This window comes from Streptomyces xylophagus (assembly GCF_000716435.1).
Taxonomy (GTDB): domain Bacteria; phylum Actinomycetota; class Actinomycetes; order Streptomycetales; family Streptomycetaceae; genus Streptomyces; species Streptomyces xylophagus.
The window spans coordinates 100955-124898 of the sequence record NZ_JNWO01000004.1 but is presented as its reverse complement, the minus strand read 5'-3'; the positions used below and the strand labels follow the sequence as shown (position 1 = coordinate 124898).

The following is a 23944-nucleotide window of genomic DNA, read 5'->3' as shown; positions in this document are numbered from 1 at the left end:
ATGAGCTTCACCGAGGCCGAACTCGACTACCTCAAGGGCCAGACCCTGGGCAGGCTGGCCACCGTGGCGCCGGACGGCGTCCCGCAGAACAACCCTGTCGCCTTCCGCCACAACCCGGTGACCGGGACGATCGACATCCAGGGCCGCGCACTCGGCGACACCCGTAAGTTCCGCAACGTGCAGGTCAACGAGAACGTCTCCCTGGTGGTCGACGACATCGCCTCCTTCAGTCCCTGGCGGGTACGCGCCGTCGAAGTCCGGGGCCGGGCCGAGACGATCACGGGCGTCGAGAAGCACATGGAGCACTTCAGCGGGGAGATGATCCGGATCCATCCGACCCGGATCCTGTCCTGGGGCCTCGACCCCGGGCGGCCGGGCATCCACGCCCGCGACGTGTGAGGGACGGCCGAGGGGGGACGACCATCCGGTCGTCCCCCCTCCCGTGTCAGCCCACAGTCCGTCGGCCCAGGCCGCCGGGACCGCTTCAGCCGAGGATGCCCACCCGGGCCCGGCGAGCCACGAGCCGCGCCCCCTGGCCCCACAGGGGATCGGCGAACAGCCCGAGCCCCAGTGACAGTTGACGGACAGTCACCTCCTCCTCCGGTCCCGGCTCGGCACGCGCCAGATACTCGTCCGCCCCGAGCCGGAGTCCGACGCCCGACACGGCGAACACCTCGTCACCGTCGACCAGCCACCGTGCTCGCCCCGCCCGGGAGTCGACCGTGATGGCCAGGTCGTGCCAGGACGCCGCCGAACGAGGGGCGACCGGTATGGCGTACGAGAAGGTGCCGTGCTCCGCACCGGGGCGCGGCAGACGCTCGTACAGCGCCCAGACGCGACCGTTCGTGAGGGCGAAGTCGAAGACCATGCCGGACTCCATGTCCACGCAGATCATCGCCGCCATGCCGCACTTCAGGGTGGCGTCCGGGTCCGCGACGGCTTCGCCGTAGGGGTGCCCGTCGGTGCCGTAGAGCTCGGCGGACAGCACCGCCTCCGCACGGAATTCACCCTCGTCCGGCAGGGGGAAGCCCTTGCGGCTGTCCCCGGAGGCGGGAAGCGCGAAGGCGGCCCACCGCAGGTGCCCCGATCCGTCGTGCCCGTCGGGCGCCGGGGCGAACGCCGGGCGCCCCGTCCCGGGGTTGCGCCCGCTGGGCACCACGGACAGCCCCTCCGGCGACAGGGTTGCCACACCGTCACCCTTCGGCAGCCACGAAAGCGGCCGGAGCTCCCACCGCTCCCGTCCGCCCGGTGTGTTCCACCCGGCGAAGTCGTCCTCGAACAGGACCGTCTGGACCGAACTCACTTCTTCTCCTTGAGGGTTGAGCGGGGAGGACAGGGCGTGCACCGGCGACGGGACGTCGTCATGACGCGACCCCCGACAGCTGCCATGCCTCGGCGCAGTCACGGAGGATCACCAGCCGCTGAGCCTGTGTGGTGGCCGCGGCCGAGACCATGACGCCCAGCGTGGTCACCCCCACCTCGGCGTACTCGGCCATCCGTTCGGCTATCCGCGGCACCGGCCCGATGAGGGCGGTGCGGTCGATGAAGTCGACGGGCAGCGCCCGGGCGGCCCCCGCCCGGTCGCCGGCGGCCAGCCGCTCCCGCAGCGCGTCCGCGACATGGCCGTAGCCGAGCCGGCGGGACAGCGCGCAGTACACGTTGCGCTCGGCATCGCCGATGCCCATGAGATAGACGTACTGGTCGCGCAGCAGGTCCGCGGCGGTGGCCGGATCGGGTCCGACCGCCGTGGGCAGACTCGGCAGCACTTCGAAGCCCGCCATGTCGCCGCCCGCCCGTTTCCGGCCGCCCTCGATCTCCGTGACCGCCTCGGCCACCGCTTCGGGCGCGGTGAACACCCCGATCCAGCCATCGGCGATCTCGCCGGCGAGCCTGAGGTTCGCCGGCCCCACCGCCGCGAGGTAGACGGGCAGGTCCGCGCGCACGGGTTCCGTGAGCACATGGAGCGGGGCGGTGCCGCCGACGGAGTAGTGACGCCCCTCGTACCGGACCGGACCGCCGGCCAACGCCCGGCGTACCACCTCCACGTACTCCCGGGTACGGGCCAGCGGCCGGTCGGCGGCGGCGGCGTACCAGCCCTGCGCCACATCGGGGTTGGAGACACCGAGGCCGAGCCTGAACCGCCCGCCGCTCAGCGCGTCGAGCGTCGCGGCGGTGAGCGCCGTCAGCCCGGGCGGACGAGCGGGGATCTGCATCACCCCCGAGATCAGGGCCACCCGCTCGGTCTGTCCGGCGACCAGTCCCAGCAGGCTCGCCGCGTCGGAACGGTATCCCTCGGGGGCGAGGACGGCCGCGTAGCCGAGTCGTTCTGCGGCGCGGGCCAGTTCGGCCGCGCCCTGGTAGGTGAGATTCACAGCGAGGCGCATGGCACCGGACTCCTGGTGTGCTCGGAATGACGGATCACAGCAGGTGGCAGCCGCCGTCCACGTACACCACCTGCCCGGTGGTGTACGTCGCGTCGACGAGGTGCCGTGCGGCCGTCGCGACGTCCTCGGGTACTCCCACCCGGCGCAACGGCGCGTTCTGCCGTACGTACTCCGCGATCGGCGCGAAGAACGCGTCGTCCGCCGTCCACGGGGTCTCGATGAGGCTGGGAGCCACGGCGTTGACCCGGACCTCGGGACCCACCGCCTTCGCCAGCAGTCGCGTCATGTGCTCGAGGGCGGCTTTGCTGACCGCGTACGGGATGGAACTGCCCGCGGTCCGGCTGCCGGCGATGGACGAGACGTTGACCACGGCACCGGCACGGGTCCGCGCCAGGTGCGGCATCGCCGCCACGGTGGTCTGCCAGGTGCCGATGACGTTGAGGTCCAGGATGTCGCGCCACACCGCGGGAGTGGCCGCTTCCAGGTCCCGGTGCGCGATGGCCCGGGTACGGCCCGCGCTGTTCACCAGCACGTCCAGCCTGCCGAAGTGCCCCACCACGGTGGAGACCAGGTCCCGGGACTCGCCCTCGTCCGACACGTCGGCCCGTACGTAGATCGCGTCGGGCAGTGTCGCGGCCACCTTCTCACCCGCCTCCACAGAACTCGACGAGTTCACCGCCACCCGGTAGCCGTCCTCGGCCAGTCGCCGGACGATCGCCTCTCCGATCCCCGAGGAGGATCCGGTCACCAGGGCGACGGGACCACTCGCGGCCATCAGTAGTTGCCCAGTCCGCCGCAGACGTTGAGTGCCTGCGCGGTCACGGCCGCGGCGTCGTCCCCGACCAGGTACTCGACCATCGCCGCCACCTCGCGCGGCTCCACGTAGCGGCCCATCGGGACGCGCGCCGTGATCCGGTCGAAGGTCTCCTGCTCACTCACGCCCCAGATACCCGCGTAGTGCTCGCGCACGCGTTCCGCCATCGGTGTCTCGACGAATCCCGGGCAGACGGCGTTGACCGTGATCCCGGTACGGGCCAGTTCGAGTCCCAGGGCCTTGGTGAAGCCGACCACGCCGTGCTTCGAGGCGGAGTACGGGGCGGCATGGACCACACCCTGCTTTCCCCCGGTGGAGGCGATGTTGATGATCCGGCCACGCCCCCGCTCCCGCATCCCACCGGTGGTCAGCACCTCCTTCGTCATCAGGAAGACGCCGGTGAGGTTGATGGTGATCACGTCGTTCCACAGCTCGTCCGGGATCTCCGCGGTGGCACCGCCTCCGCTTCGGCCCGCGTTGTTGACCAGGATGTCGACCGGTCCGTAGCGATCCACCGCCGCGCGCACGTATCCGCGTATCTGCTCGGGGTCGGCGACGTCGCAGACCGTGGCGTCGACGTCGTGTCCCCGGTCGCGCAGTTCCTTGACGGTGGCCGTGAGCCGGGCCTCGTCCCGGGCGCAGAGGAAGACACGGGCGCCCAGCCCGGCCAGCCGTTCGGCGATCTCCAGACCTATGCCACTGGTCGCTCCGGTCACCAGCGCCACCGGCGATGCGGTCGCGGTCATGTGCCCTCCGTATGTCGTGGCCGTTGGGTTCCGTCGAGCCTCCTGGAAACCGGTCGAGCCACGCTGGAGGGAGCTTGGAGTGCCCCCCGGCCGCCCTCCACCCGCACTCCAGTGGGCCGGCCGAGCATGTCCCGAGCCCATCCGGACCCAGGAAACAGGAGGCATCCAGGTGACCGAGACCAACGTCGTACCCGAGACCGACGCCGTACCCGCCGTACCCGGCGAACTCCTCGTACGCGTGCAGCACTTCTACGCGCACCAGATGCAGGCACTGGACGGCGGCCGGTTCGAGGACTACGCGGCGACCTTCACCAAGGACGGGGAGTTCCAGCACTCGCCGCAGGCGGAACCGGCCGTCGGACGGGACGGGATCACCGCCGAACTGGTCGCCTTCCACAAGCGCTTCGACAATGACCCGGTGCGGCGCAGGCACTGGTTCAACCACATCGCACTCACCGAGCAGGCCGACGGGTCCTACCGGTCCAGGGTGTACGCGCTGGTGGTGACGGTCCGCCCGGGGGGCAAACCGGAGATCGCCCCGAGCTGCGTCGTCCACGACGTGCTGGTGATCGAGGGCGACACCGTACTGACCCGGTCCCGGTGCGTCGAGCACGACCAGATGTTCTGACGCGGAGGGGTCGTACGGCTCGACCGCACCGCACTCGGCGCTCCGGTACTGCCGAACCTGCCGGCGGGGCGCCGCGTCCTGCCCGAGCCGGCTCGACGGATCCGCACCCCACGGGAACCGGCCGTCGTCGCCGCGCTCGACGCGACCGGACACGAGGACGGCGTCCTCCGGCTCCGGACCCTGAAGGAGGCATACGTCAAGGCACTGGGTACAGGGCCGCGCGTGCCGTCGCGCGGACTCGGCGCCGGCTTCGACGGGTCGTGCCCGGACGGCCCGGACGGCTGGTCGTTCGCCACCCGGACCGTCCGGCTCGGCCCCGCGTCCTGTCTCGTCGGCGCGGCGGCCGTGGTGTCAGCCCGCGAGCCGTAGGGCCGACGCCCGGTCGGTGTCCAGGAGGGGATCCCCATCGAGCACCGCCCGGTGCAACCGCTGAAGGCGGGGGCTGGGCTCCACGCCCAGCTCCGCGTTCAGCTGGTCACGCAGCTGCCGGAACTCCTCCAGCGCCCGCCAAGGGCTGCCCGCGCGGTAAAGGGCGATCATGAGCTGGGCACGCAGACTCTCATTCAGTGGATGACGAGCGGTCAGCACACGGAGCTCGGGAACCAGTGAGGTGTGCCGGCCGAGGCGGAGATCCGCCTCGATCCGCTGCTCGAGCGCCGTCGTCCGGGCCTCTGCCATGCCGATGGCTTCGAGCTCGAGCACCAGGCCCTTGGGCACATCGGCCAGGACCGGACCGCGCCACAGCGCCAGAGCATTCCCCAGCAGCAGGGCGGCGGAGCGCGCGTCCCCGGCCTCGAGAGCCCTCGAACCGCACACCAGCGAGTCCTGGAACTGAGTGAGATCGTGGCCCTGATCAGCAGGGATCAGACGGTAACCGCCATAGGAGGTGGACAGGACGTCCCTGGGTGACATATCACCGTCACCGTCCAGGGCCTCGCCTATCTTTCGGCGCAACTGAAGGATGTACGTCTGCAGAGTGGTCGAAGCGCTGCGTGGCACCGAGTCCCCCCAGACCTCCTCGATCAGCGTGTCGACCGGAACGGCGCGGCCGGGCCGGAGTGCCAGCAGCGCGAGGATCTGCCTGGGCTTGCCCGCCGTGGGGACGATGGACCTGCCGTGGTACTCGACGGCGAGTGGACCCAAGACACATATCTGCATGGTCTCTCTCCATTCGTGCGATCTCGTGGGGCAAGGCACAGCCGCAGAGTGACACTGAGTGCCAGATCAATTCCAGGGCGTGCCGCACGAGTTCGCCAATGCAGTCCACACGGCGCACATATGCGTTTCGCATATGTGCTGCCGAGGCGTCGCGACGACCGGTGACCGGCCTCAAGCGGGCCTCCAGTCGCGCAGCCGACGATGTGCGACGTCCAGGATGCGCACGAGGGAGCCCACATGACCGAAGACGTCGAAGGAGTCACCGAGAAACTCGCGCCCCGGCTCGAGGAGGTCGCCGACGGGATCTTCGCCCATCTGCAACCGGACGGCGGCTGGTGTCTCAACAACGCCGGCCTGATCGTCTCCGGCGGCCGGTCGGCCCTGGTGGACACAGCCGCCACCGAGGCCCGTGCACGTGCTCTGCGCGAAGCCGTGCTCGGCGTGACGCCCATTCCGCCGCGGACCGTGATCAACACCCATTCCCACGGAGATCACACCTTCGGCAACTTCCTCTTCCCCGAAGCTGTCGTGGTCGGCAGCGAGCGGACCCGCACCGAGATGGACACGGTCGGTCTGCATCTCACCGGGCTGTGGCCCGAGGTGTGCTGGGGCGGCGTCGAAGTCGTCCTCCCCGAGGTGACGTTCCGGGAGAGGCTGACCCTGCACATCGGCGGGACGACGGCGGAACTGCTCTGCCTGGGGCCCGCGCACACCGCAGCGGACACCGTGGTGTGGCTGCCCGCACAGCGAGTGCTGTTCACCGGTGACCTGGTGATGTCCGGCGTGACCCCCTTCTGCCCGATGGGCTCGGTGGCCGGCTCCGTGGAGGCCATCGCCGTACTGCGGTCGCTCGGTGCCCGCACCGTGGTGACGGGGCACGGACCGGTGGGCGGCACCGAGGTGCTCGACTCGGCCGAAGGCTATCTCCGTCTCGTCCAGCGACTGGCACGCGAGGGGGCCGCGGCAGGACTCACACCACTGGAGACCGCCCAGGAGGCGGACCTGGGCCCCTACGGCGAGTGGATCGATGCCGAACGGCTGGTGCCCAACCTGCACCGTGCGTACGCCGAGGAACGGGGCCAGGCCGTCGGGGACGCCGCGGAGATGCCTGCTCTGTTCGCCGAGATGGTGGAGTTCCACGGCGGGCTCCCGGCCTGTCACGCCTGAACCGTCTTCTCGGCCGTCCCGCCCCACGACCGAAACGTCCCCCGCTGGTACAGCACCGGTCGACGGGGGTGCAGGTGTACGGCCTCCATGCGCCCGATGAGCACATGGTGGTCGCCCGCCTCCACCACCCGGTCCAGGGTGCACTCCGCGTACGCCAGGACGCCGCGGTCCAGGACCGGTACCTCGCGGACCACCTCGCTCGGAAACCACGGCAGTCCCACGAACTTGTCGACGGCCCGGCTCGCGAAGACCCGGGCCGTCTCCTCACCGTCGTCCGCGAGCAGGTGCAACACGAACGCCCGCCACGACAGAAGCGACGGCAGGCTACGGGAGCGCCCGTCCACGCAGACGAGAAGCAGCGGCGGTTGCGGCGAGACCGCGGCGAAGGCATTGCAGGTGAACCCCTGAGGCCGCCCGTGGGAATCGACCGTGGTCACCACCGCCACTGCCGTGGGTATCGATCCGAAGAACTCCCGGAAATCCGCAGGCTCCACCCGAGTCATGCCGCCTCCGCACCAGTTCTGTGGCCGACCGAGCCGCTCCCGACCGCCCCTCAGAGCCTCACGTCCGTCGATGGAGGTGCGGTGGAGGGCCACTCGCGCCTCTCGGAGAACGCGGAACACGGGATTCGGGAGCCTGACATCGTGCGGTGGGCAGCGGGCAGCAGCAGACGACTCTGGCGGAAGCTGACGGACGTGGAGAGGCCCACCTGACCGGCCGGGGCGGGCTCCGCGCACGTGCGTCGCGCACCCCGGCCGGCGGGCCGATGGGATCAGGTCAGATACAGGTAGCTCTGCCAGTTCGTGGCGATCCGCGTACGAGCCGAGAAGGAACCCGCGCTCGTGCCGTTCAGCCGCCACAACCGGCCGGCGGTGTCGCGGGCGACCAGGTCGGGGCGGCCGTCACCGGTGAGGTCCCCGGGCACGGCGAGCACGTTGTACGAGGCGAAGCCCGAGGAGAGTCCGATGCGCGGATGGAAGCCGGACTTGCCGGTGCCGAGGAGCCGCCAGAGGACGCCCGCCTTGTCCTGGGCGATCACATCGCCGATGCCGTCGCCGTCGAGGTCGCCGGCGCCCACCAGCCGCTGATAGATCTGCTGGTGGGGGGCGCCCTTGACGCGGGTGCCGAGGCCGCCCGTCGTGGTGCCGGGGAAGGTCCACAGGACGCCTGCCGCGTCGCGTGCCAGCAGGTCGGCTCGGCCGTCGCCGGTCAGGTCGCCCGGCGAGGTCAGCACGTTGTAGGCGTTGAACCCGGTGCCGAGCCGGACGTGCGCGGACTTCGGCGCGATCGGTGAACCGCAGCTGCCGTCGTAACGCGTCAGCGCGCCAGCGGAGTCGCGGATCAACAGGTCGTCGCAGCCGTCGCCGTTCATGTCGCCGAAGGGGACCGGGTAGGAGCCCCGCGGCCAGCCGCCCGCCAGAGCTTTGTGCGCCGAGTCGATCCCGCCGCGGCCGTCTCCGGGCTGGATCGCCAGCCGCCCGGCGGTGTCCATCGTCACGATGTCGCCGACACCGTCCTTGCCGAAGTCGTGGCGCCGCGCGACCGACGACCACACCGCCAATGAACCCGCCGCGGTCGCGGACTGACCCGCGTGGTCGGCGGCCCTCGCGGTCAGCGTCCAGCGGTACGTGCCCGTGGGGACCTTCCTGCCGTCGGTGCCGGTGCCGTCCCACGTCGCGGAGATCCTGCCGGTGGCCGGACCACCGGTGAGGGTACGGACGGTCTTCCCGCTGTCGGCGGCGATCGTCAGCTTCCAGCTCGCCGCCGGCTTCGACAGGTGCCACACCCCCGTGTACTGACTACCGTCGGCACGCAGATCCACGCCGGCGGGGCTGTCGGTGGAGATGACGGCAAGGGGAAAGGTGGCGACCCGCGGCCATCTGACCGTCACATCTCCCGCGTCGGTGAGGTAGGCGACGGGGCCGCCGAACCGGTCCACGGCCCAGAACCGCCCACGCCGGTCGGCGGCGGCGCCCACCTGGTCCTTCAGCGGGCCCAGTGCGGTGGTGCCCACGCGCTCGGCGGGAACCGCGCCGGGAAAGTAGGTGATGTCGAGCCTTGCCGCCGCCGCGTTCTGGCTGACGAGGTAGCCGTCGGCCAGTTCCGCGTAGCCGGACGGCACCGTGATCACGTGTTTCGTGGTGCGGTCGTAGACGCCTGCTCTCCCGGTGGGACCGCAGGACCAGTAGATCCACCGGCCCACCACCTGGATCTCCTCGGGTGTGCAGGGGGCGCCCACGGACACCGCGGAGCCGAGTGCCTTCATCGACGGCAGGGACACCGCGGAGACGGTGCCGCTCCTGCTCCCCGCGCTCCACAGCTGGTTGCCCCACAGGGAGGCGGCGTGCCAGTGGTCGGTGTGGCTCAGCGCCCTGGTTCCGTCGAGGACGTACTGGAACCGTGCGTCGGGGCGCTGAATGCTGTACGTGCCGGAGGCCGACAGCGTGGGTACCCAGCGTTCCCCGGTGGACCGGACGACGTCGCCCTCCCCGGTGCCGACCAGCCGCAGGCACTCCCCGGTGCACTGCATGTCGTAGGCGGGTTCGCCGTCCGCGGGGTGCCACCCGAGGTCGCCGACGTTCTGCGGGGGCGTGGCGTTCAGCGTGCCCCCCGCGGTCAGCGACAGCGAAGAGCCGGAAAGATACGTGGTCGCGCGGGAGACACCGCTCGGTACGTGCAGCGTGCCGACCCGCAGTTGTCCCTGGTCGACCGCGATACCGCCGACGTCGTACACCGACTGCCGGGGCAGCGGTACGAGGACGCCGACGGCCGGTGTCCCGTCGGCACCGATCGAGATGCGCCGGACCGCCCAGTCGTCCGGGCCCGAGCCGCCCGCGACGTAGACGGCGCCGTCCGCCCCCATGACGGGCTGGAAGTCGGACTGCGGCAGCAGGGTGCGGGCCGCGCCGCCGGCGGCGGGCTGGGCCAGGATCTGGCCGTCGGCACCGGGGTAGACCGCCCAGTCGCCCAGCAACCTCAGATTGACCGTGGAATCCACCTTGAGGAGGGTCGGTGGCGCGTCCGGGTGGTCGCGGTCGACGAGGTACCTGTCGAAGTCGGTGTAGGAGGCGTACAGAATCCTGGTGGCGCTGAGCGACACCACCTGCGTCGCGGAGTCGCCCTCCTCGGGCACCACGGTCAGGCGGGCGGTCGCGAAGTCCAGCAGCGCGTGGAAGCCGGCGGGGCCACCGAAGTCGATGGCGGCTCCCCGGGAGTCCACCAGCGCGTTGGTGACGGTTCCCGGCAGGGTGTCCGGGACGCCGGGCACCAGGTGGTCGACCGGCGCGCCGCCGGCCGCGGGGATCTCCAGCAGGTGCAGCGACCACTTGCCGTGCGTGTTCCGCAGCGTCATCAGGCGGTTCCCGGTGAACACCGTCGTGGCCTTGTCACTGGCCGGCAGGTCGAACTGCACGGCCTTGCCGGTGTCGTAGTTCCGGATCCGGTAGGTGCGGGTGGTGCCGACCTGCTCCAGGCCGAAGCCGCCGTTGACGCCCCACATCTCGCCGAGACGGAGAGGCTTGGGCAGGCCGTTCACGTACGTACCGTCCGGCCGCTCCCAGGTGACCCGCTCCCCCGAATCGACGCCGTAGGACAGAACCCCGGAACCGTCCGCACTGATCGGGACCGCCGGCTTCGTCTGCGGCCCCAGCTCGCCCTTGAGGGTGACCGACGGCAGCCCCGCACTGTCCGCGACCGCGGACCCCGCTCCCGCCCACGGCAGCAGCCCCGCCCCGACCGCCAGGATCGTCACGACCGAGGCGACCGCCCCTGACCTGGTTCTTCGCCATCTCCGCCGACGTCTTTCGCGCGCCATGCGCCCCACCCCTGGTCCGTTGGTCCCTCGAACACGACGTGTGATCGCTGAACACCGCGAACGGCGTTCAGCCGATGTGCCGACCATTGGACGCCCGGTCCCGGCGGAACGTTGTACGAGGACGACGTGGCGTGCTACCGGCCGAAGCCCTCACGGTGGCCACCGGCGCCGCCGCTGACGACATCACGCGCGCCGTCGTGGGCTGCGGACCAGTTGAGCCGGAAGCCATGCGCGCGTCCGGTCTCTCCACGGGCGCAGCGGGGCTTGCGAGTCGGTCGTGTACGACGGGCGGGGTGATCACCGCCCGCCGAGACGCTTCTGTCCGAGTGCGCGATCGTGGCCGGGATGGCACGGGCGACGCTCCCGGACTCGATGACGCCGCGGCAGTGGTACGTCCAGGACTACGACCGCATCCGCGACACGATGGCCCGGGTCCTCCCGGGCTTCGAGGACTTCAACCGGCGGGTGCGCGAGCCGCTCGGCTTCCGCATCACCCAGCCCGCCCGAGGGCATGCTCGTACTCTCCACCATGCGTTCGCACGACCAGTGGAACACCACCGGACGGGCGGGGCCTGGCCGCATTCGACCTGATCGACATCACGAGCCACGCCCGAACTCAACATCCTGTGCGGGCTCGACGACTACAGCAGGCAGAGCGATCAGCCCCTGATGAAGCACCAACTCGTCACGGTCACCCCGTCACAGGCAGCACAGTCATGGCAGGCATCACAGGCATCACAGGCATCACAGGCATCACAGGACGGTCGCGTGTAGAGCAGCCAGCTTCTCTACGTCGGTGGCCTCGGCCGACGTCACATACGTGACGACCCTGAGGTCGGTGCCGGCGGGCATCAGGACCTCGACGTCGAGGGCGACGTCACCCACCAGGGGATGTTCGATGGTCTTGCGGTCGCCGACGTAGGGGCCGGCGGTGCCGTTGCACCACAGACGGGCGAAGCGTCGGTTGCTTCGCAGCAGGCCCTCGACGAGTGAGGCAAGACGTTCGTCATGGGGATGGGCGGCCGCTGTCACCCGCAGGTCGGCGACCAGATCCTCCTCCTGCGCCTCGTCGCCCTTCCACGACCAGACGGGCCATGCCGCGACCGGGTCCCGGTCCCGTCCGTCGCCCGACTGGAACATCCCGGCGACGAGATTGCGCCCGTCCCAGCCGTACGCGCGGGGATCGCCGATCGCGGCCGTCCACATCCTGTTCCAGCCGACAATGGTCCAGTCGGCGGCGAAGACCCCGGCGGGAATCCCGCCCAGCTGCTGGTGGACCAGTCGCCGCACATTCACGGGTATGTGCCTGGCGACGTTCCCGGCGGAGGGCGGTGCGAGTTGGGCGCAGCGGAACAGGTGGTCACGCTCGGTCGGGTCGAGACGGAGTGCTCTGGCCAGGGCCGCGACCACTTGGGCCGAGGGGTTGCGAGCGCGGCCCTGCTCCAGCAGCACCACGTAGTCGACCGATATGCCCGCCGAGCGGGCCAGTTCCTCGCGGCGCAGTCCGGGAATGCGCCGCTCCCCGCCGGCCTCCGGCCCGCTGTCCTGGGGCGGCATGCGCTCACGCCAGCCGCGCAGTGCCATGCCGAAGTGATTCGTCGTCGCCATGCGGGCAATCGTCGTCCCGAGGCCGCGGACGACACGAAGCTTTCCGCGGCCGCACGACGCATTCGTTACAGGGGACGGGGACGTGGGTCATCGGATCATCCAGGTCTGGTTGTCCCAGTTGTCGCACTCCCAAAGGACTACGACCGTTCCGCTCGTGCCGCCGAAAATGGTGACGCATTTCTGTGACTGATCGGCCAGCAGTTCCGTACCGGAGAAGTGGAATCGCTGGGCGGCATCGCCGTCGCACCCGGTCAGTTGGATCTCGGTCCGGTCGGCGGACGCCCCTCCGGCCACGGTCATGCACTTCCCCGCCGACCGGAAGGTCCCGTCCGATCCGATGAGCCATCGCTGCGTCGCGGAGTCGTCGCATGTGGCCTGGACCAGCTGTGTCCCCTCGGTCCCGGCGCCGCCGCTCAGGCACTTCTCCGTGGCGGGTACGACCAGGGCATGGCCGGTCGGGGCGGCCGACGATCCGGATCCGCTGCCCGTGGACGGGCTCTCGGCTCCGGGTTGCGTGCCGGAATCCTCCTGTCCGGCCTTGGGCGTCGACTCCTGTGAGGGCTTGCGCGTCGTCGCCGACGTGGTGTCGGCGCTCGTAGAACTCGACGGTGAGGTTGAGGAGGAGACGGGAGAGGCTGTCGGCGTGTCCGCGGACGGCGGCGGCGTGGTACCGCCGGCGGGCAGCGAGCCGGCCGACGCTCGGGTGTTGCCGGTGTTCTTCTCCCCCGTCCTGTCGATCAGCGACGAGGTCGTGAGCAGTGCCGCCGTGGCGACCACGGCGGCCACGGCGGCCAGCACGGCCGGCTTCTTCGCGCGGCCCGTTCGGCCGGAGGGCCGACGCGCCTGCGGGGCTGTCGTGGCCGGCTTCGGGGGTTCCGCCGCCAGGTCGGCAGCGGATGCCTCGGGTGTTCTGGGCCCCGGGTCCGGCCCCGGGTCCGGCTCTGGGTCCGGGTCCGGGTCCGGGTCCGGGTCCGGGCTCTGGGCCGGCTCTGAACTCGGGGCCGGAACCGGACTCAGGGCCGGCTTCGCCGCCGTAGCCGGAGTGTCGGCGGGCGCCGTTGTGGCGACAGGCGGAACGGTGGCGGCGGGCGGAGTGGTCGCGGCAGGCGGAATGGTGCCGGCAGGCGGAGCGGTCGCGGCAGGCGGAGTCGGGGGGTAGCCCGCTCGGTGTGTCCGTCGCGGGTCGGCGCCCACCGTCCGCAAGAGGCGTTCCGCGTCCTCGGCCGATATGCGGTCGGCCGGTCTGGGGGCGAGCAGACCCTGGATCAGCGGGGTCAGCGGGCCGGCGCCCCGGACCTCGGGGGCCGGTTCCATGGCGATGGCGTACATCGTCTCCGTCACGGTGTCCCGGAGGAACGGTGAGCGCCCGTCCACCGCCTGGAACAGCGTGGCGCCCAGTGCCCACAGGTCGGCCTCCGGGCCCGGCTTGGCGCCGACGAGACGCTCGGGGGCCATGAAGTCGACCGACCCCACCAACTGGCCGGTGCGGGTGAGCGCCGAGGTCTCGGCGGCCTGGGCGATGCCGAAGTCGGTGAGGACGACTCGGCCGTCCTCGGCGAGCAGCACGTTCGCCGGCTTCACGTCCCGGTGCAGGATTCCGGCCCGGTGCGCCGCCCGTAACGCGGCGAGCATGCGACGGCCGATCCTGGCGGCCTCCTCGGGCGGGACCGGGCCGTGCTCCTTGACCAGGTCGGCGAGGGTGGTGGACGGCACGTACTCCATGACGATGACGGGCAGGCCCTCGTCGTCCACGACGTCGTGGACGACGACGACATTGGGGTGGCTGATCCGGGCGGCGCTGCGGGCCTCGCGGCGGGCACGTTCGAAGAGGGTGTCGAGTGCGTCGGTGTCGAGATGCGGCTGGGGATGGAGCTTCTTGACGGCGACCTGGCGGCCGAGGAGTTCGTCGCGGGCGCGCCACACGGTGGCCATGCCGCCTCGGCCGATCCGGTCGAGGATGCGGTAGCGGTCGGCGATCAGCCGTCCTTCGTCGGACACCGTGGGTTCCTTTTCTCTGCTTCAGGACCGACTTCTCTGCTTCAAGGCCGACCGGTCCTGACGGCGGCGCCATGGGGCATCTCTGGCTGGCCGCACGTCCAACGACCCCTCGTGCACGGGCAGTTGAGGAGCGCACTGTCGGTCGACGGGGGGCGGTCGTGCTGTGGCCGGGGGGATGCCGGGAGCACGGAGCACGGCGGATGCGGTGCCCCGTCCGGCGCCGAGATCGGCGCCCTCGGCCCGGGTGCCGTGCGCAGGGCGGCGCCGTAGCCCCACGTCATGAAGGCCCGACGACCGTGGTCGACGAACCCGCCGGTTCCTTCGCGTGCCTGATCTTCCTCCGAGGAGCGCGTCAGCCGCCAGGACCCCGGGTGGTAACAGCTTTACCACCCGGGTCGTGGCCGCCGTATCCAGTCCAAGGTCCCCACGGGAACGGATTACGTCAGGACATGTCCCGACCGTGGAGACCCTTGGTGAAAGAAGCAGTACATATCGGCAGGAACGAACCGGCGGGGCCCGGCCTGGAGGAGTTGGTGGGGCGGGTGGCTCTCGGGGACGAGGACGCGTTCGGCGGTGTCTACGACCCTGCCCGGCGGCGCACTGGCCGCCGCGCTCTCGCCGGCCGTCTCCGCGGGCTTCTCGTCGTACGCCTCGACCCTCGGCGCCTGCAGCAGGCTGTACGGCTCGCTCTCCGGCATCGTCGCCTTCCCGGTCCGGCTGTGGCTGTCGAACCTGGCGCTGCTGACGGGGGCGCAGTTCGCGGCGGAGGTGTCCAAGGACGCGGGCCTCCGTGTGCGGAGTGCGGCGGAGTGCGGCGGAGCCGACCGTGCCGTAGGGCTCCTCGGGCAGGGGATCGATCCGGTGGGCCGCCGACCCCTCAGAGCACGGGGAAGTCCCCTGTCCCGTAACACTCCTCGGGCAGGGGGTCCGGTGTGCCGCCGGGGTCGAGCAGATGGGCGACCAGGGCCGCGGCCGTGCGGTGCCAGAAGGCGTGGCGGCGCAGCATCGCGTGGTTGCCGCCCCCGATGACGGCCATCCCGGCCTGCGCCGCAGTCCCCCGTGCCCGGCGTACGCAGTCGGCCGTCTCGGTGGGCGAGGTGACGTGGTCGTGGTCGCCGTGCAGGGCGACGATGTGCCGGCCGGCGGTCTGGTCGACCGGTTCGCCCGGTGGCCACCAGGGCGCGAGGGCGACCACTCCGTGGACCTGTGGGTGACCGGCGGCGCGGAGAGCGGCCCGGCCGCCCATGGAGTGGCCGAGCAGCACGGTGGGCAGGGGGCCGGTCAGTTCGGCGAGGTCGTCCAGTGCCCGGAGGGTGTCCCGTGCCGGATCGGCGCGGTCGTCGTTCCAGCCGCGGACGCGGTAGCGGACCCGGGCGATCAGGACGTCCTCGGGCGGCAGCGCGGCGGACACCGCCCGCGCGACGGGGTTCATCCGGAGCGCGGCGAGCTGCCAGGGCCGGGCGGGGCGGTGGCTCGTCGCCTGGCCGCCGTGCAGGACGAGAACGGCCGCGCGGGGGCGGGTCGGGCGGTGTTGAAGGAGCAGCGGGCTTTCGGGCGACTCGGTCTTGTCCCACTGCACTCCGGTGCGCCCCCTGTTCCGGCCCGCGCGTTCCGCTTCGCGCGGGTCACGGAGGCGATCCTCTCCCGACAACCGGGCGTCCGTCATGCCGGTGCCCTCTGTTCGCTCTGCGCTTTTGGGCGCGACGGTCGTAGGAAGAAGCCGCTCGTACGGGCCTTGTACTCGGCGTATCCGGGTCGGTCGGCCATGTGCCGTTCCAGCAGCAGGCTCATCACCACCGGCGAGACCACGGACACGGCTGCTGCCGCCGGGGAGTCGCAGGCGGGCAGGAACAGGCCCCACCACACGCAGAAGTCGCCGAAGTAGTCGGGGTGCCGGGTCCATGCCCACAGGCCCCGGTCCATGATCAAGCCCCGGTTGGCGGGATCGCCCCGGAAGCGGGCCAACTGGGCGTCCCCGACCGCCTCGAAGCCGATCCCGACCGCCCACAGCGCCGTACCGGCCCAGGCGAGGGCGGACGAATCCGGAACAGGCGGGGCTTCGGATTGACCTGGCGGCGGATCGGCGGGGACGGATCGGCGGGGAAGCTACGCGCCGGGGCCGGGGCCGTCGGGCAGGTGCTCGAGCGTGTCGAGGAAGTCGTGGAAGGCCCGGTCGGTGCGGGCGGTGTCGCCGGTCGCGTCGAGGTCCATGAGGAGGCCGCGGATGACGGCGAGAACGAGCGTCGCGAGTTCCGGCCGGCCGATGCTGCGCAGGCCGTCCTCCAGCGGCCCGAGCCAGTCGGTCGTCGCGGCGCGCCGGAAGTCGGGCCACAACCGCTGCTCCGCGCTCTCGCGCAGCCGCCCGAACATCCGCAGATACGGCTGCCCGTCCGGGCCGGTGATGGCCGTCCACGCGCGGTTCAGCGTGACCGGGTACGGCTCGTCGGGCCGTACTCGCAGGAGGTCGCCGAAGGTGTCGAGCTGGCGTTGCCGGGCGCGTCCCAGGACGGCCCGCAACAAGGCGTCGCGGGTGCCGAAGTGGTAGATCAGCATGCGGGCCGAGGTGCCGGTGGCGCCGGCCAGCGGTTCGAGGCGGTCGGGGAGGCCGTGTGCCAGGGCGTGATCGGCGCAGGCGTCGAGCAGCTTCTCCTTGATGTGCGGTTGCGGCCGTCTGCCCATGGCCTCACTTTTTCACGTAACAACCACTACGTCTAACGTCGACGGCAGAGTCAGGCAGGGCCGGACGTGATGGAGGCAGCGATGAGGGTCGTGTTCGTGCATGGGGCGTGCGTCCGTGACGGGTCGTGGTGGTGGCACCGCACCGCCGGGCTGTTGCAGGAGCGCGGGGTGCCGAGCGTGGCCCCGGCGCTGCCGAGCTGCGGTGAGACGGGGCCGCCCGGCGGTGTCGGCGGTCCGGGACTGGCCGAGGATGTCGCCGCCGTACGGCAGGTGCTCCGGGACAGTGACGAGCCGACCGTCGTGGTCGCCCACAGCTACGGCGGCATCGTCACCGCGGAAGCCGCCGCCGGCATCGAGGCGGTACGGCACCTGCTGCTGATCTCCAGTTACCTGCCCGAAGTCGGGCAGAGCCTCTCGGAGTTCGGGGACGGCACCCCCGCCCCGTTCCTCGACATCGACCCCGGTGCCGGTACGTTCGGGGTCCGCCCGGAGCTGCTCGTGGACACGTTCCTCCAGGACTGCGACCCCGAGGACCAGGTGGAGGCGGCCGACCATCTCGCCCGGCAGAGCGTGCGGGTCACCGGTGAGCCGGTCGGGGCGGCCGCATGGCAGCAGGTTCCCTCGACGTACCTCGTCTGTGCTCAGGACCGGGGTACCCCGGCGCGGCTGCAGCGCGAGTTCGCCCGGCGGGCGGGCAAGGTCGTCGAACTCGACGCCGGCCACCACCCGTTCCTGTCCCGGCCCGCCGCCGTACGGGATCTGCTGCTGAGCCTGTGACGGCGGCTGTGGACGGGGTCACCAGGGGACGACGCCGTCGTCCTCGAAGAACGAGCCGGTCGGGCCGTCGTCGGGCAGGGTGGCGAGCCGGATCGCCGTGGCCGCGCCCTGTTCGGGGGTGCGGGGGCCGTGGAAGCCGGTGAAGTCGGTGGCGACCAGGCCCGGGCAGGCGGCGTTGATGAGGATGTTCGTGTCGGCGAACTGGCGTGCGTACTGCACGGTGAGGGCGTTGAGGAACGTCTTGGACGGCGCGTAGGCCGCCATGACCGGGCCGATCTCGATGTCCGGGTCCGCCTGCCGGGTCAGGGAGGCGACGGCGCTGGAGACGTTGACGATGCGGGGCGACGGGGAGCGCCGGAGCAGCGGCAGCATCGCGTTGGTCACCCGGACGACACCGAGGACGTTGGTCTCCACGACCGTGCGGACCAGGTCGAGGTCGAGGGTGGTCGGGTCCTGCACCCATCCCGGGTCCATGTCTCCCGAGATGCCGGCGTTGTTGACCAGGACGTCCAGGCGCCCGGCCTGCCGTTCGATCAGTTCGGCCGCGTCGGTGACGCTCTGTCCGTCGGTCACGTCCAGCGGTACCGCGAACGCGTCCACCCCGGCGGCGCGCAGCTTCTCCACGGCACTCTCGCGCCGGGCCTTGTCGCGGGCTCCCACACCGACCCGGTGGCCGAGGGCACCCAGCCCGGCCGCGATCTCGTAGCCGATTCCCTTGTTCGCGCCGGTGACCAGCGCGATCTTCGTTTCGCTCATGCCGTTGATGGTCGCCCGGGGACGAGCGGCGCGGCCAACACCGATGCGGTGCCCTGTCATACCCGGCGGGTATCACCGGGGAACTATGCTGGGGCCGTGGACACCTTGGAGACCCGCGAGTTGAGGTACTTCGTCGCCGTGGCCGAGGAACTGCACTTCGGCCGTGCCGCCGAACGTCTCGGCATGGCCCAGCCGCCGCTGTCCCGGGCCATCCAGCAGCTCGAACGGCGCCTCGGCGTAAGCCTGTTGGAGCGCAACCGCCGGGGCGTCCGGCTGACCGGCGCCGGAGAGGTACTGCTGCACGAGGGCCGCGCCGCCCTCGACGCGACCAGCGCCGCCGCCCGCCGCACCCGTCGCGCCGGGGGCACCGGCGGCCCGCGCAACCGGCTGGTCCTGGCGGTCAAGGCCGCCGCCTCGCACGAGCTGCTGCGGAAGCTCCTCGACGCCTATGCCGCCGAGCCCGACGCCGCCGAGATCGAGGTGCTGCCGTGCGGCATGTGCGAGCAGCCGGAGCTGCTGCGCGACGGCCGCGCGGATGTGGCGCTCATGCACGCCCCGTTCAACTCCCTCGCCGGGTTCGACAGCGAGGAGCTGACGACCGAGGGACAGATCGCCGTCCTGCCCGCCGGCCACCCCCTCGCCGCGCACCCGGCCCTGTCCCTGGCCGACGTCACCGACATCCCCGACCTGCCGCTCGCCCGCTGGCCCAACCATGGCGTCTACCCGCCGGGCCCGGGCCCCGAGATCCACAACCAGACACAGCTCGCCCAGCTGATCGCCCTCGGCCGCACCGTGGCGATCTTCCCCGACTCCGCCCGCTCCTGGCTGTGGGCCGGCCACACCGCCGTCCCGCTGACCGACGCGCCCCCCGTCGTCACCCACATCGCCTGGCCGGCCCACAGCAGGTCCCTCGCCCTCGCGGGGCTGGTCCGCACGGCGGCGCGGCTGTGACCCGCTCCTGATCAGCCCGGCGCGAGCGTCGCGGTCAGCGTGTCCGCCAGCCACTCCTCGTACGTGTCCGCCGACCACCCCCGCCCCGCCGTGAGCTGCGTGTACAGCTGAGGTCCGGCCAGCGCCCAGACGGCGTCCGCCACAAGGGCGGGGTCCGCTCGCGGGGCCAGCGCACCGGTCTCGGCCAGGTGCGTGACGAAGGCGGTGACGCCGGTCAGACGCTCCTGTTCACCCAGCTCCAGGACCTCGCCGACGTCGGGGCCCGCCTGGGTCAGCAGGGCGAAGAGGGGGGTGATCCGCTCATGGATGCCGCGCACATACGCGGCGTAGAGCCGGAATTTGGTGCCCAACTCCCTTGTCGCCAGGACCTCTTGGACCTGGGGGCGGTCCCCCATCGGAACCGGTTCGTCGTCTCCGGCCAGGGTGATGTCCCACAGGGCCTTGACCATGCCCGGTTTGCCGCCGAACGACTTGTAGACCGTCTCGGCGGAGACACCCGCCCGTTCGGCCACGGCGCGCACGGTCGTGGCGTGGTAGCCCTCCCGGAAGAGCAGCTCGCGGCAGGCCTCCAGCACCGCGGCACGGTTGCGGCGCGCGGCCTCCCGCCGCCCCTCGGAGTTGTAGGACCGACGTGGCGTCCCGTCTGCCATCGGCACACCCCTCCAATTCTGTTACAGTCGACTGTATCGAATATGGCTCCGTTGCCGGAGGCTCTCATGTCCCGTCCTGCGCCCACGCCGGTCGCACCTGGCGTCCACCGCCTCGGCGATCACGGCGTCAACTTCTACCTGATCGAGGACCCCGACGGTCTCGTCCTGGTCGACGCGGGAACGCCCGCCCATCTCCAGCAGCTGGACACACTGCTGGCCGGCCTCGGCCACTCGCCGGCCGACATCCGTGCCGTACTCCTGACCCACGGCCACGCCGACCACACGGGACTGGCCCGCCCCCTCCAGGAAGCCGGCGCCGACCTCTGGATCCACGAGCGCGACGACGTCATCCTGCGGGACGGCCCGCGCAGCTCGATGCGCCACGCCAAGCCCGAGCGTTCACTGCTCCCGTACCTGCTGCGCAGGCCCTCCGCACTCGCCCTCCCCCTCCGACTGGCCCGCTCCGGAGCCTTCACCGCTCCCCCGGTGCAGGGTGCGCGGATCTTCTACGGCGACCAGGTGCTGAAGGACGTTCCCGGCGCCCCGCAGGCCGTCGTACTGCCCGGACACACGCCCGGCAGCGCCGCGTACCTCTTCCCCGACCGCGGGCTGCTCTTCACCGGCGACGCGCTGGTCACCGCCGACGGTTTCGCCGACCGTACCGGGCCCACGCTCGTGAGCCGCTGCTTCACCCACGACAGCCGGGCCGCGCTCCTCGCCCTGGACCGCCTCGACGAACTGACGGCGGACCTGCTGCTGCCCGGACACGGCGAGCCCTTCACCGACGGCGTCCGCGCCGCCACCCGGCAGGCACGGGAGTTCGGCGTCCACTGACTTCCGTCACCTTCCGGTTCCCCTTCCCCATCTTTTCTCCCCATGCCTTCGAGGAAACGACATGAGCTCTGCAGTGCAGAACAGCGGCGCGGAGACGCCCGATTACTACCGTCCTCGCGTCCTGCACGTCCCCACCGAGAAGGGCGTGGTCAAGTGGATGTCCGGTGACGTCTACGAGACCCTGGCCACGGCCGATTCCACCGGCGGCGCGGTGGGCTTCACCGTCTGCTGGGTGCCGCCGGGCGGTGGACCCGTGGCGCATGTGCACAAGAGTGCCGACGAGTCCTTCTACGTCATCTCGGGTTCGCTGGAATTCCTGAACGGCGACCAGACCTTCGTGGCGAACACGGGTGACTTCGTCTTCGTGCCCAGGGGCACCCGGCACCGGTTCCGGAACCTCACCGACGAACAGGCGCACATGGTGGCCTTCTTCACCCCCGGCGGCGGCGAGGGGCTGTGGCTGGACGGCGGGGACGACCCCGTGCCCGGCAAGAGGCCCGAGTTCTGGCCGCCGGAGCGCGGCATGGCGCTGGGCCCGCTCCTCGGGCGCGCGGACATAGACATGGAGATCCTGCCGGAGGAAGCGGACTTCGGCAGGCCTGCCGACCAGGGCTGAGCGGGGCCGGTACGGCAAAGGTGCGGGCGGCTCTCGCTGGGCCGCCCGCACCGGCGTTCACGTATCGCTGTGCCTGATCAGCTCTTGTCGGCGGGTACCGGTTCGGCGGCGACAGGAGCTGTTTCCGTCCGGCCGGTGTCCGCACCGCGCGGCGGCAGTGAGTCGCCCTCGATGTCCACGTTGGGCACGGCGCGGTCCAGCCACTTGGGCAGGGCCCACGCGTGGCGGCCGAGCAGGCTCAGCAGCGCGGGGACGATCGTGAGGCGGACCACGAAGGCGTCGATGAGGACGCCGACGGTCAGCGCGAAGCCGATCGACTTGACGGTCGGGTCGTGGTTGAAGATGAAGCCGCCGAAGACGGCCGCCATGATGAGAGCCGCCGCCGTGACGACCCGGCCGCTGCGCTCCACGCCGTGCTCGACCGCCGCCCGCGCGTCCCCGTGGTGGTGGAAGTGCTCCCGCATCCGGCTGACCAGGAACACTTCGTAGTCCATCGCGAGCCCGAACAGGACGCCGATCAGCAGCACCGGCACGAAGCTCGCGATCGGGGCAGCCGCCGCGACCTGGAACAGTCCGGAGAGGTTGCCGTCCTGGAAGACCCACACGATCGCGCCGAGGCTCGCCGCGATGGACAGCAGGAAGCCGAGTACGGCCTTGAGCGGCACCAGGAGCGAGCGGAAGGCAAGCATCAGCAGGAGCAGCGCGAGGACGACGATGATCGTGACGAACAGCGGCAGTGCCGAGGACAGCTTCGCCGACACGTCGATCCCGGCGGCGGTGGCGCCGGCGACGTAGGCCGTGCCGCCCGCGTCCGTCACCGGGGTCACCGCGTGGTCGCGCAGCCGGTGCACCAGGTCGGTGGTCTTCCGGTCGTCGGGGCCGGTCTTCGGTACGACACCGATCACGGTGATCGCCCCGTCCTCGGTGGCCGTGGGCGGCGCCACGGTCGCGATGTCCGGGTCCTTGCCGACGGCCCCGGCGACCTGCTTCACGACCGTCTCGCGCTGCGCGGCCGGTACGCGGGTGCCGTCCACGACGACGACCAGGGTCGCGTTGAAGCCCGGGCCGAAGCCCTCGGTGAGCAGTTCGTAGCTCTTGTGCTGGGTGCTCGCGGCGGGCTGGGTCTCGTTGCTCGGCAGCCCGAGCCGCAGTCCGGTGGCGGGCAGGGCGAGGGCGAGCAGGCCGAGGACACTCACGACCAGGACGGGGATGGGGAAGCGCGTCATGAGGCGGCCCCAGGCGAGACCCCAGGCACCAGGCTTGCGCTCGCGGCCGGCCACCTTCTTCCCAGCACTCCGTCCGCTCTTGGGACCGCTCTTCGGGCGCAGGCGTTCGCCGAGGAAGCCCAGCAGGGCCGGTACGAGGGTGAGCGCGACCAGGACCGCGACGAGTACGGTGCCGGCGGCGGCCAGGCCCATCACGGTGAGGAACGGGATACCGGCCGTGGAGAGCGCGGCGAGCGCGATGATGACCGTCACGCCCGCGAAGGTCACGGCGCTGCCCGCCGTGGCGGTGGCGCGGGCGATCGAGTCGGGCACGTCCTGTTCGGGATCGGCGAGCTGTTCTCGATGCCGGGAGACGATGAACAGGGCGTAGTCGATACCGACCGCCAGGCCGATCATCAGCGCGAGCACGGTCGCGGTGTTCGTCATCTCGACGAACCGGGACAGGAACTGGACCGTCATCACGCCGATCCCGACGCCGACGAGGGCGGTCACCAGCGGCAGCCCGGCCGCCACGAGTGAGCTGAGCGCGAGCGCGAGGACCACGAAGGCCACGACCACGCCGACCACCTCGGCGGGGCCGCCGACCTCGGGCGCCGGGGTGGACACGGTGCCGCCCAACTCGACCTCCAGGCCCGCCTTCCTGGCCGGGTCCAGGGCGTCGTCGAGCCGGTCCTTGGCGGACTGGGGCACATTGTCGGCGGGCTTGCCGAACACCGCGTCGGCGTAACCGATGGTGCCGTCCTTCGAGACGGCGCCGGTCTTCGCGGGGTCGGAGACGGTGATCACCCCGGGCACGGCGGCGACGTCCTTGAGGGTCGCGGCGATGGCCCGCCGCTCCTTCTCTCCGGAGAGTTTCGTGCCCTCGTGCGCGGCGAACACGACCCGTGCCGTGCCGCCCGCGGCCTGCGGGAACTTCTCCTTCAGCAGATCCTGGGCCTGCTGCGACTCGATGCCGGGCACCGAGAACTCCGTCGTCACCTTTCCGCCGAGGGTGGTGCCCAGACCGGCGGCCACCGCGAGGAGCAGCACCCACACCGCGAGCACCCGGCCCCGGCGGCGCGCCGCCCAACGTCCCAGCGCGTACAAGCGTTTCGCCACGGCAGGTCTCTTTCGTTTCGGGGTTCGGCAGCTGTCGACC

General features: G+C 71.5%; 22 protein-coding genes and 3 pseudogenes. 10 read left to right on the top strand and 15 right to left on the bottom strand.

Annotation, left to right across the window (positions count from 1 at the left end):
- Window positions 1-399 (top strand): PPOX class F420-dependent oxidoreductase, encoded by a 399-nt coding sequence (locus OO70_RS10005; RefSeq protein WP_043667146.1) that lies wholly within the window; start codon window positions 1-3, stop codon window positions 397-399.
- Between the two features lie 85 nt (window positions 400-484).
- Here the strand turns inward: OO70_RS10005 and OO70_RS10000 are convergent, their stop codons facing one another.
- Genes OO70_RS10000 through OO70_RS09985 form a run of 4 tightly spaced genes read right to left on the bottom strand, consistent with a single transcriptional unit; the run spans window position 485 to window position 3944 of the window.
- On the bottom strand, window positions 485-1303 hold the full coding sequence (locus OO70_RS10000; RefSeq protein WP_043667143.1) for a DUF6081 family protein: 819 nt from the start codon (window positions 1301-1303) through the stop codon (window positions 485-487).
- Window positions 1304-1361: 58 nt separating this feature from the next.
- Window positions 1362-2384 carry an LLM class flavin-dependent oxidoreductase gene (locus tag OO70_RS09995; protein ID WP_043667140.1) on the bottom strand — a complete coding sequence of 341 codons (1023 nt, stop codon included), beginning with the start codon at window positions 2382-2384 and terminating at the stop codon, window positions 1362-1364.
- A 34-nt stretch (window positions 2385-2418) separates the two neighbouring features.
- A complete protein-coding gene (locus OO70_RS09990) occupies window positions 2419-3159 on the bottom strand; it encodes an SDR family NAD(P)-dependent oxidoreductase (RefSeq protein ID WP_043667138.1) in 741 nt (246 codons plus the stop codon).
- The gene (locus OO70_RS09985; RefSeq protein WP_019070484.1) at window positions 3159-3944 is read right to left on the bottom strand and encodes an SDR family NAD(P)-dependent oxidoreductase; all 786 of its coding nucleotides are present in this window, start codon (window positions 3942-3944) and stop codon (window positions 3159-3161) included. Before OO70_RS09985 ends, OO70_RS09990 begins: the two co-directional genes overlap by 1 nt.
- A gap of 169 nt (window positions 3945-4113) precedes the next feature.
- On the opposite strand from OO70_RS09985, the gene OO70_RS09980 reads away from it, so the two are divergent.
- Window positions 4114-4572, top strand: coding sequence for a nuclear transport factor 2 family protein (locus tag OO70_RS09980; protein ID WP_043667135.1), 459 nt, complete (start codon window positions 4114-4116; stop codon window positions 4570-4572).
- 222 nt (window positions 4573-4794) lie between these two features.
- Window positions 4795-4941, top strand: coding sequence for a hypothetical protein (locus tag OO70_RS54455; RefSeq protein WP_158711433.1), 147 nt, complete (start codon window positions 4795-4797; stop codon window positions 4939-4941).
- On the opposite strand, the gene OO70_RS09975 is transcribed toward OO70_RS54455, so the two are convergent.
- The gene (locus tag OO70_RS09975) at window positions 4924-5730 is read right to left on the bottom strand and encodes an AfsR/SARP family transcriptional regulator (RefSeq protein ID WP_043667131.1); all 807 of its coding nucleotides are present in this window, start codon (window positions 5728-5730) and stop codon (window positions 4924-4926) included. The two genes, OO70_RS54455 and OO70_RS09975, sit on opposite strands and share 18 nt — an antisense overlap.
- Before the next feature lie 237 nt (window positions 5731-5967).
- Between OO70_RS09975 and OO70_RS09970 the strand changes: the two genes are divergently transcribed.
- Window positions 5968-6897, top strand: a complete 930-nt coding sequence (locus OO70_RS09970; RefSeq protein WP_043667128.1) for an MBL fold metallo-hydrolase — start codon at window positions 5968-5970, stop codon at window positions 6895-6897.
- Here OO70_RS09970 and OO70_RS09965 read toward each other — a convergent pair.
- Both OO70_RS09965 and OO70_RS51160 read right to left on the bottom strand, forming a co-directional pair.
- Entirely contained in the window at window positions 6888-7400 is a 513-nt protein-coding gene (locus OO70_RS09965; protein ID WP_043667125.1) for a flavin reductase family protein, read from the bottom strand. The two genes, OO70_RS09970 and OO70_RS09965, sit on opposite strands and share 10 nt — an antisense overlap.
- 269 nt (window positions 7401-7669) lie before the next feature.
- Window positions 7670-10648 carry an FG-GAP-like repeat-containing protein gene (locus tag OO70_RS51160; protein ID WP_051741026.1) on the bottom strand — a complete coding sequence of 993 codons (2979 nt, stop codon included), beginning with the start codon at window positions 10646-10648 and terminating at the stop codon, window positions 7670-7672.
- 363 nt (window positions 10649-11011) lie between these two features.
- On the opposite strand from OO70_RS51160, the pseudogene OO70_RS57015 reads away from it, so the two are divergent.
- Window positions 11012-11485 (top strand): annotated as a pseudogene (locus OO70_RS57015) (hypothetical protein); the annotation flags it as partial.
- On the opposite strand, the gene OO70_RS09950 reads toward OO70_RS57015, so the two are convergent.
- Together OO70_RS09950 and OO70_RS09945 are read right to left on the bottom strand one after the other, a co-directional pair.
- Window positions 11465-12319, bottom strand: a complete 855-nt coding sequence (locus OO70_RS09950; RefSeq protein ID WP_043667119.1) for a helix-turn-helix domain-containing protein — start codon at window positions 12317-12319, stop codon at window positions 11465-11467. The pseudogene OO70_RS57015 and the gene OO70_RS09950 sit on opposite strands and share 21 nt — an antisense overlap.
- Before the next feature lie 87 nt (window positions 12320-12406).
- A complete protein-coding gene (locus OO70_RS09945) occupies window positions 12407-14317 on the bottom strand; it encodes a serine/threonine protein kinase (protein WP_043667116.1) in 1911 nt (636 codons plus the stop codon).
- A 582-nt stretch (window positions 14318-14899) separates the two neighbouring features.
- On the opposite strand from OO70_RS09945, the pseudogene OO70_RS52220 reads away from it, so the two are divergent.
- Window positions 14900-15103 (top strand): annotated as a pseudogene (locus tag OO70_RS52220) (YhjD/YihY/BrkB family envelope integrity protein); the annotation flags it as partial.
- A 91-nt stretch (window positions 15104-15194) separates the two neighbouring features.
- Here the strand turns inward: OO70_RS52220 and OO70_RS09935 are convergent.
- From OO70_RS09935 to OO70_RS09925, 3 genes and pseudogenes are all read right to left on the bottom strand, one after another.
- Window positions 15195-15860 (bottom strand): alpha/beta hydrolase, encoded by a 666-nt coding sequence (locus OO70_RS09935; protein ID WP_043667735.1) that lies wholly within the window; start codon window positions 15858-15860, stop codon window positions 15195-15197.
- 119 nt (window positions 15861-15979) lie between these two features.
- A pseudogene (locus tag OO70_RS09930) lies at window positions 15980-16354 on the bottom strand (DUF1295 domain-containing protein); the annotation flags it as partial.
- A 69-nt stretch (window positions 16355-16423) separates the two neighbouring features.
- Window positions 16424-16996 carry a TetR/AcrR family transcriptional regulator gene (locus tag OO70_RS09925; protein WP_043667110.1) on the bottom strand — a complete coding sequence of 191 codons (573 nt, stop codon included), beginning with the start codon at window positions 16994-16996 and terminating at the stop codon, window positions 16424-16426.
- Window positions 16997-17077: 81 nt separating this feature from the next.
- Between OO70_RS09925 and OO70_RS09920 the strand changes: the two genes are divergently transcribed.
- Entirely contained in the window at window positions 17078-17773 is a 696-nt protein-coding gene (locus OO70_RS09920) for an alpha/beta fold hydrolase (RefSeq protein WP_043667108.1), read from the top strand.
- Between the two features lie 18 nt (window positions 17774-17791).
- On the opposite strand, the gene OO70_RS09915 is transcribed toward OO70_RS09920, so the two are convergent.
- On the bottom strand, window positions 17792-18529 hold the full coding sequence (locus tag OO70_RS09915; RefSeq protein ID WP_043667106.1) for an SDR family oxidoreductase: 738 nt from the start codon (window positions 18527-18529) through the stop codon (window positions 17792-17794).
- 96 nt (window positions 18530-18625) lie between these two features.
- Here OO70_RS09915 and OO70_RS09910 point away from each other — a divergent pair, with 96 nt between their 5' ends.
- Window positions 18626-19480, top strand: coding sequence for a LysR family transcriptional regulator (locus OO70_RS09910; protein WP_043667102.1), 855 nt, complete (start codon window positions 18626-18628; stop codon window positions 19478-19480).
- A gap of 11 nt (window positions 19481-19491) precedes the next feature.
- Here the strand turns inward: OO70_RS09910 and OO70_RS09905 are convergent, their stop codons facing one another.
- Window positions 19492-20130 carry a TetR/AcrR family transcriptional regulator gene (locus tag OO70_RS09905; protein WP_043667099.1) on the bottom strand — a complete coding sequence of 213 codons (639 nt, stop codon included), beginning with the start codon at window positions 20128-20130 and terminating at the stop codon, window positions 19492-19494.
- 66 nt (window positions 20131-20196) lie between these two features.
- Here OO70_RS09905 and OO70_RS09900 point away from each other — a divergent pair, with 66 nt between their 5' ends.
- Complete coding sequence (locus OO70_RS09900; protein WP_043667097.1) at window positions 20197-20964, top strand: MBL fold metallo-hydrolase; 768 nt, start codon at window positions 20197-20199, stop codon at window positions 20962-20964.
- A gap of 61 nt (window positions 20965-21025) precedes the next feature.
- Window positions 21026-21580: a cupin domain-containing protein gene (locus OO70_RS09895; RefSeq protein WP_043667096.1), complete on the top strand. Its 555-nt coding sequence runs from the start codon at window positions 21026-21028 to the stop codon at window positions 21578-21580.
- 77 nt (window positions 21581-21657) lie between these two features.
- On the opposite strand, the gene OO70_RS09890 is transcribed toward OO70_RS09895, so the two are convergent.
- Window positions 21658-23904 (bottom strand): MMPL family transporter, encoded by a 2247-nt coding sequence (locus tag OO70_RS09890; RefSeq protein WP_043667094.1) that lies wholly within the window; start codon window positions 23902-23904, stop codon window positions 21658-21660.
- Between the last annotated feature and the right edge of the window lie 40 nt (window positions 23905-23944).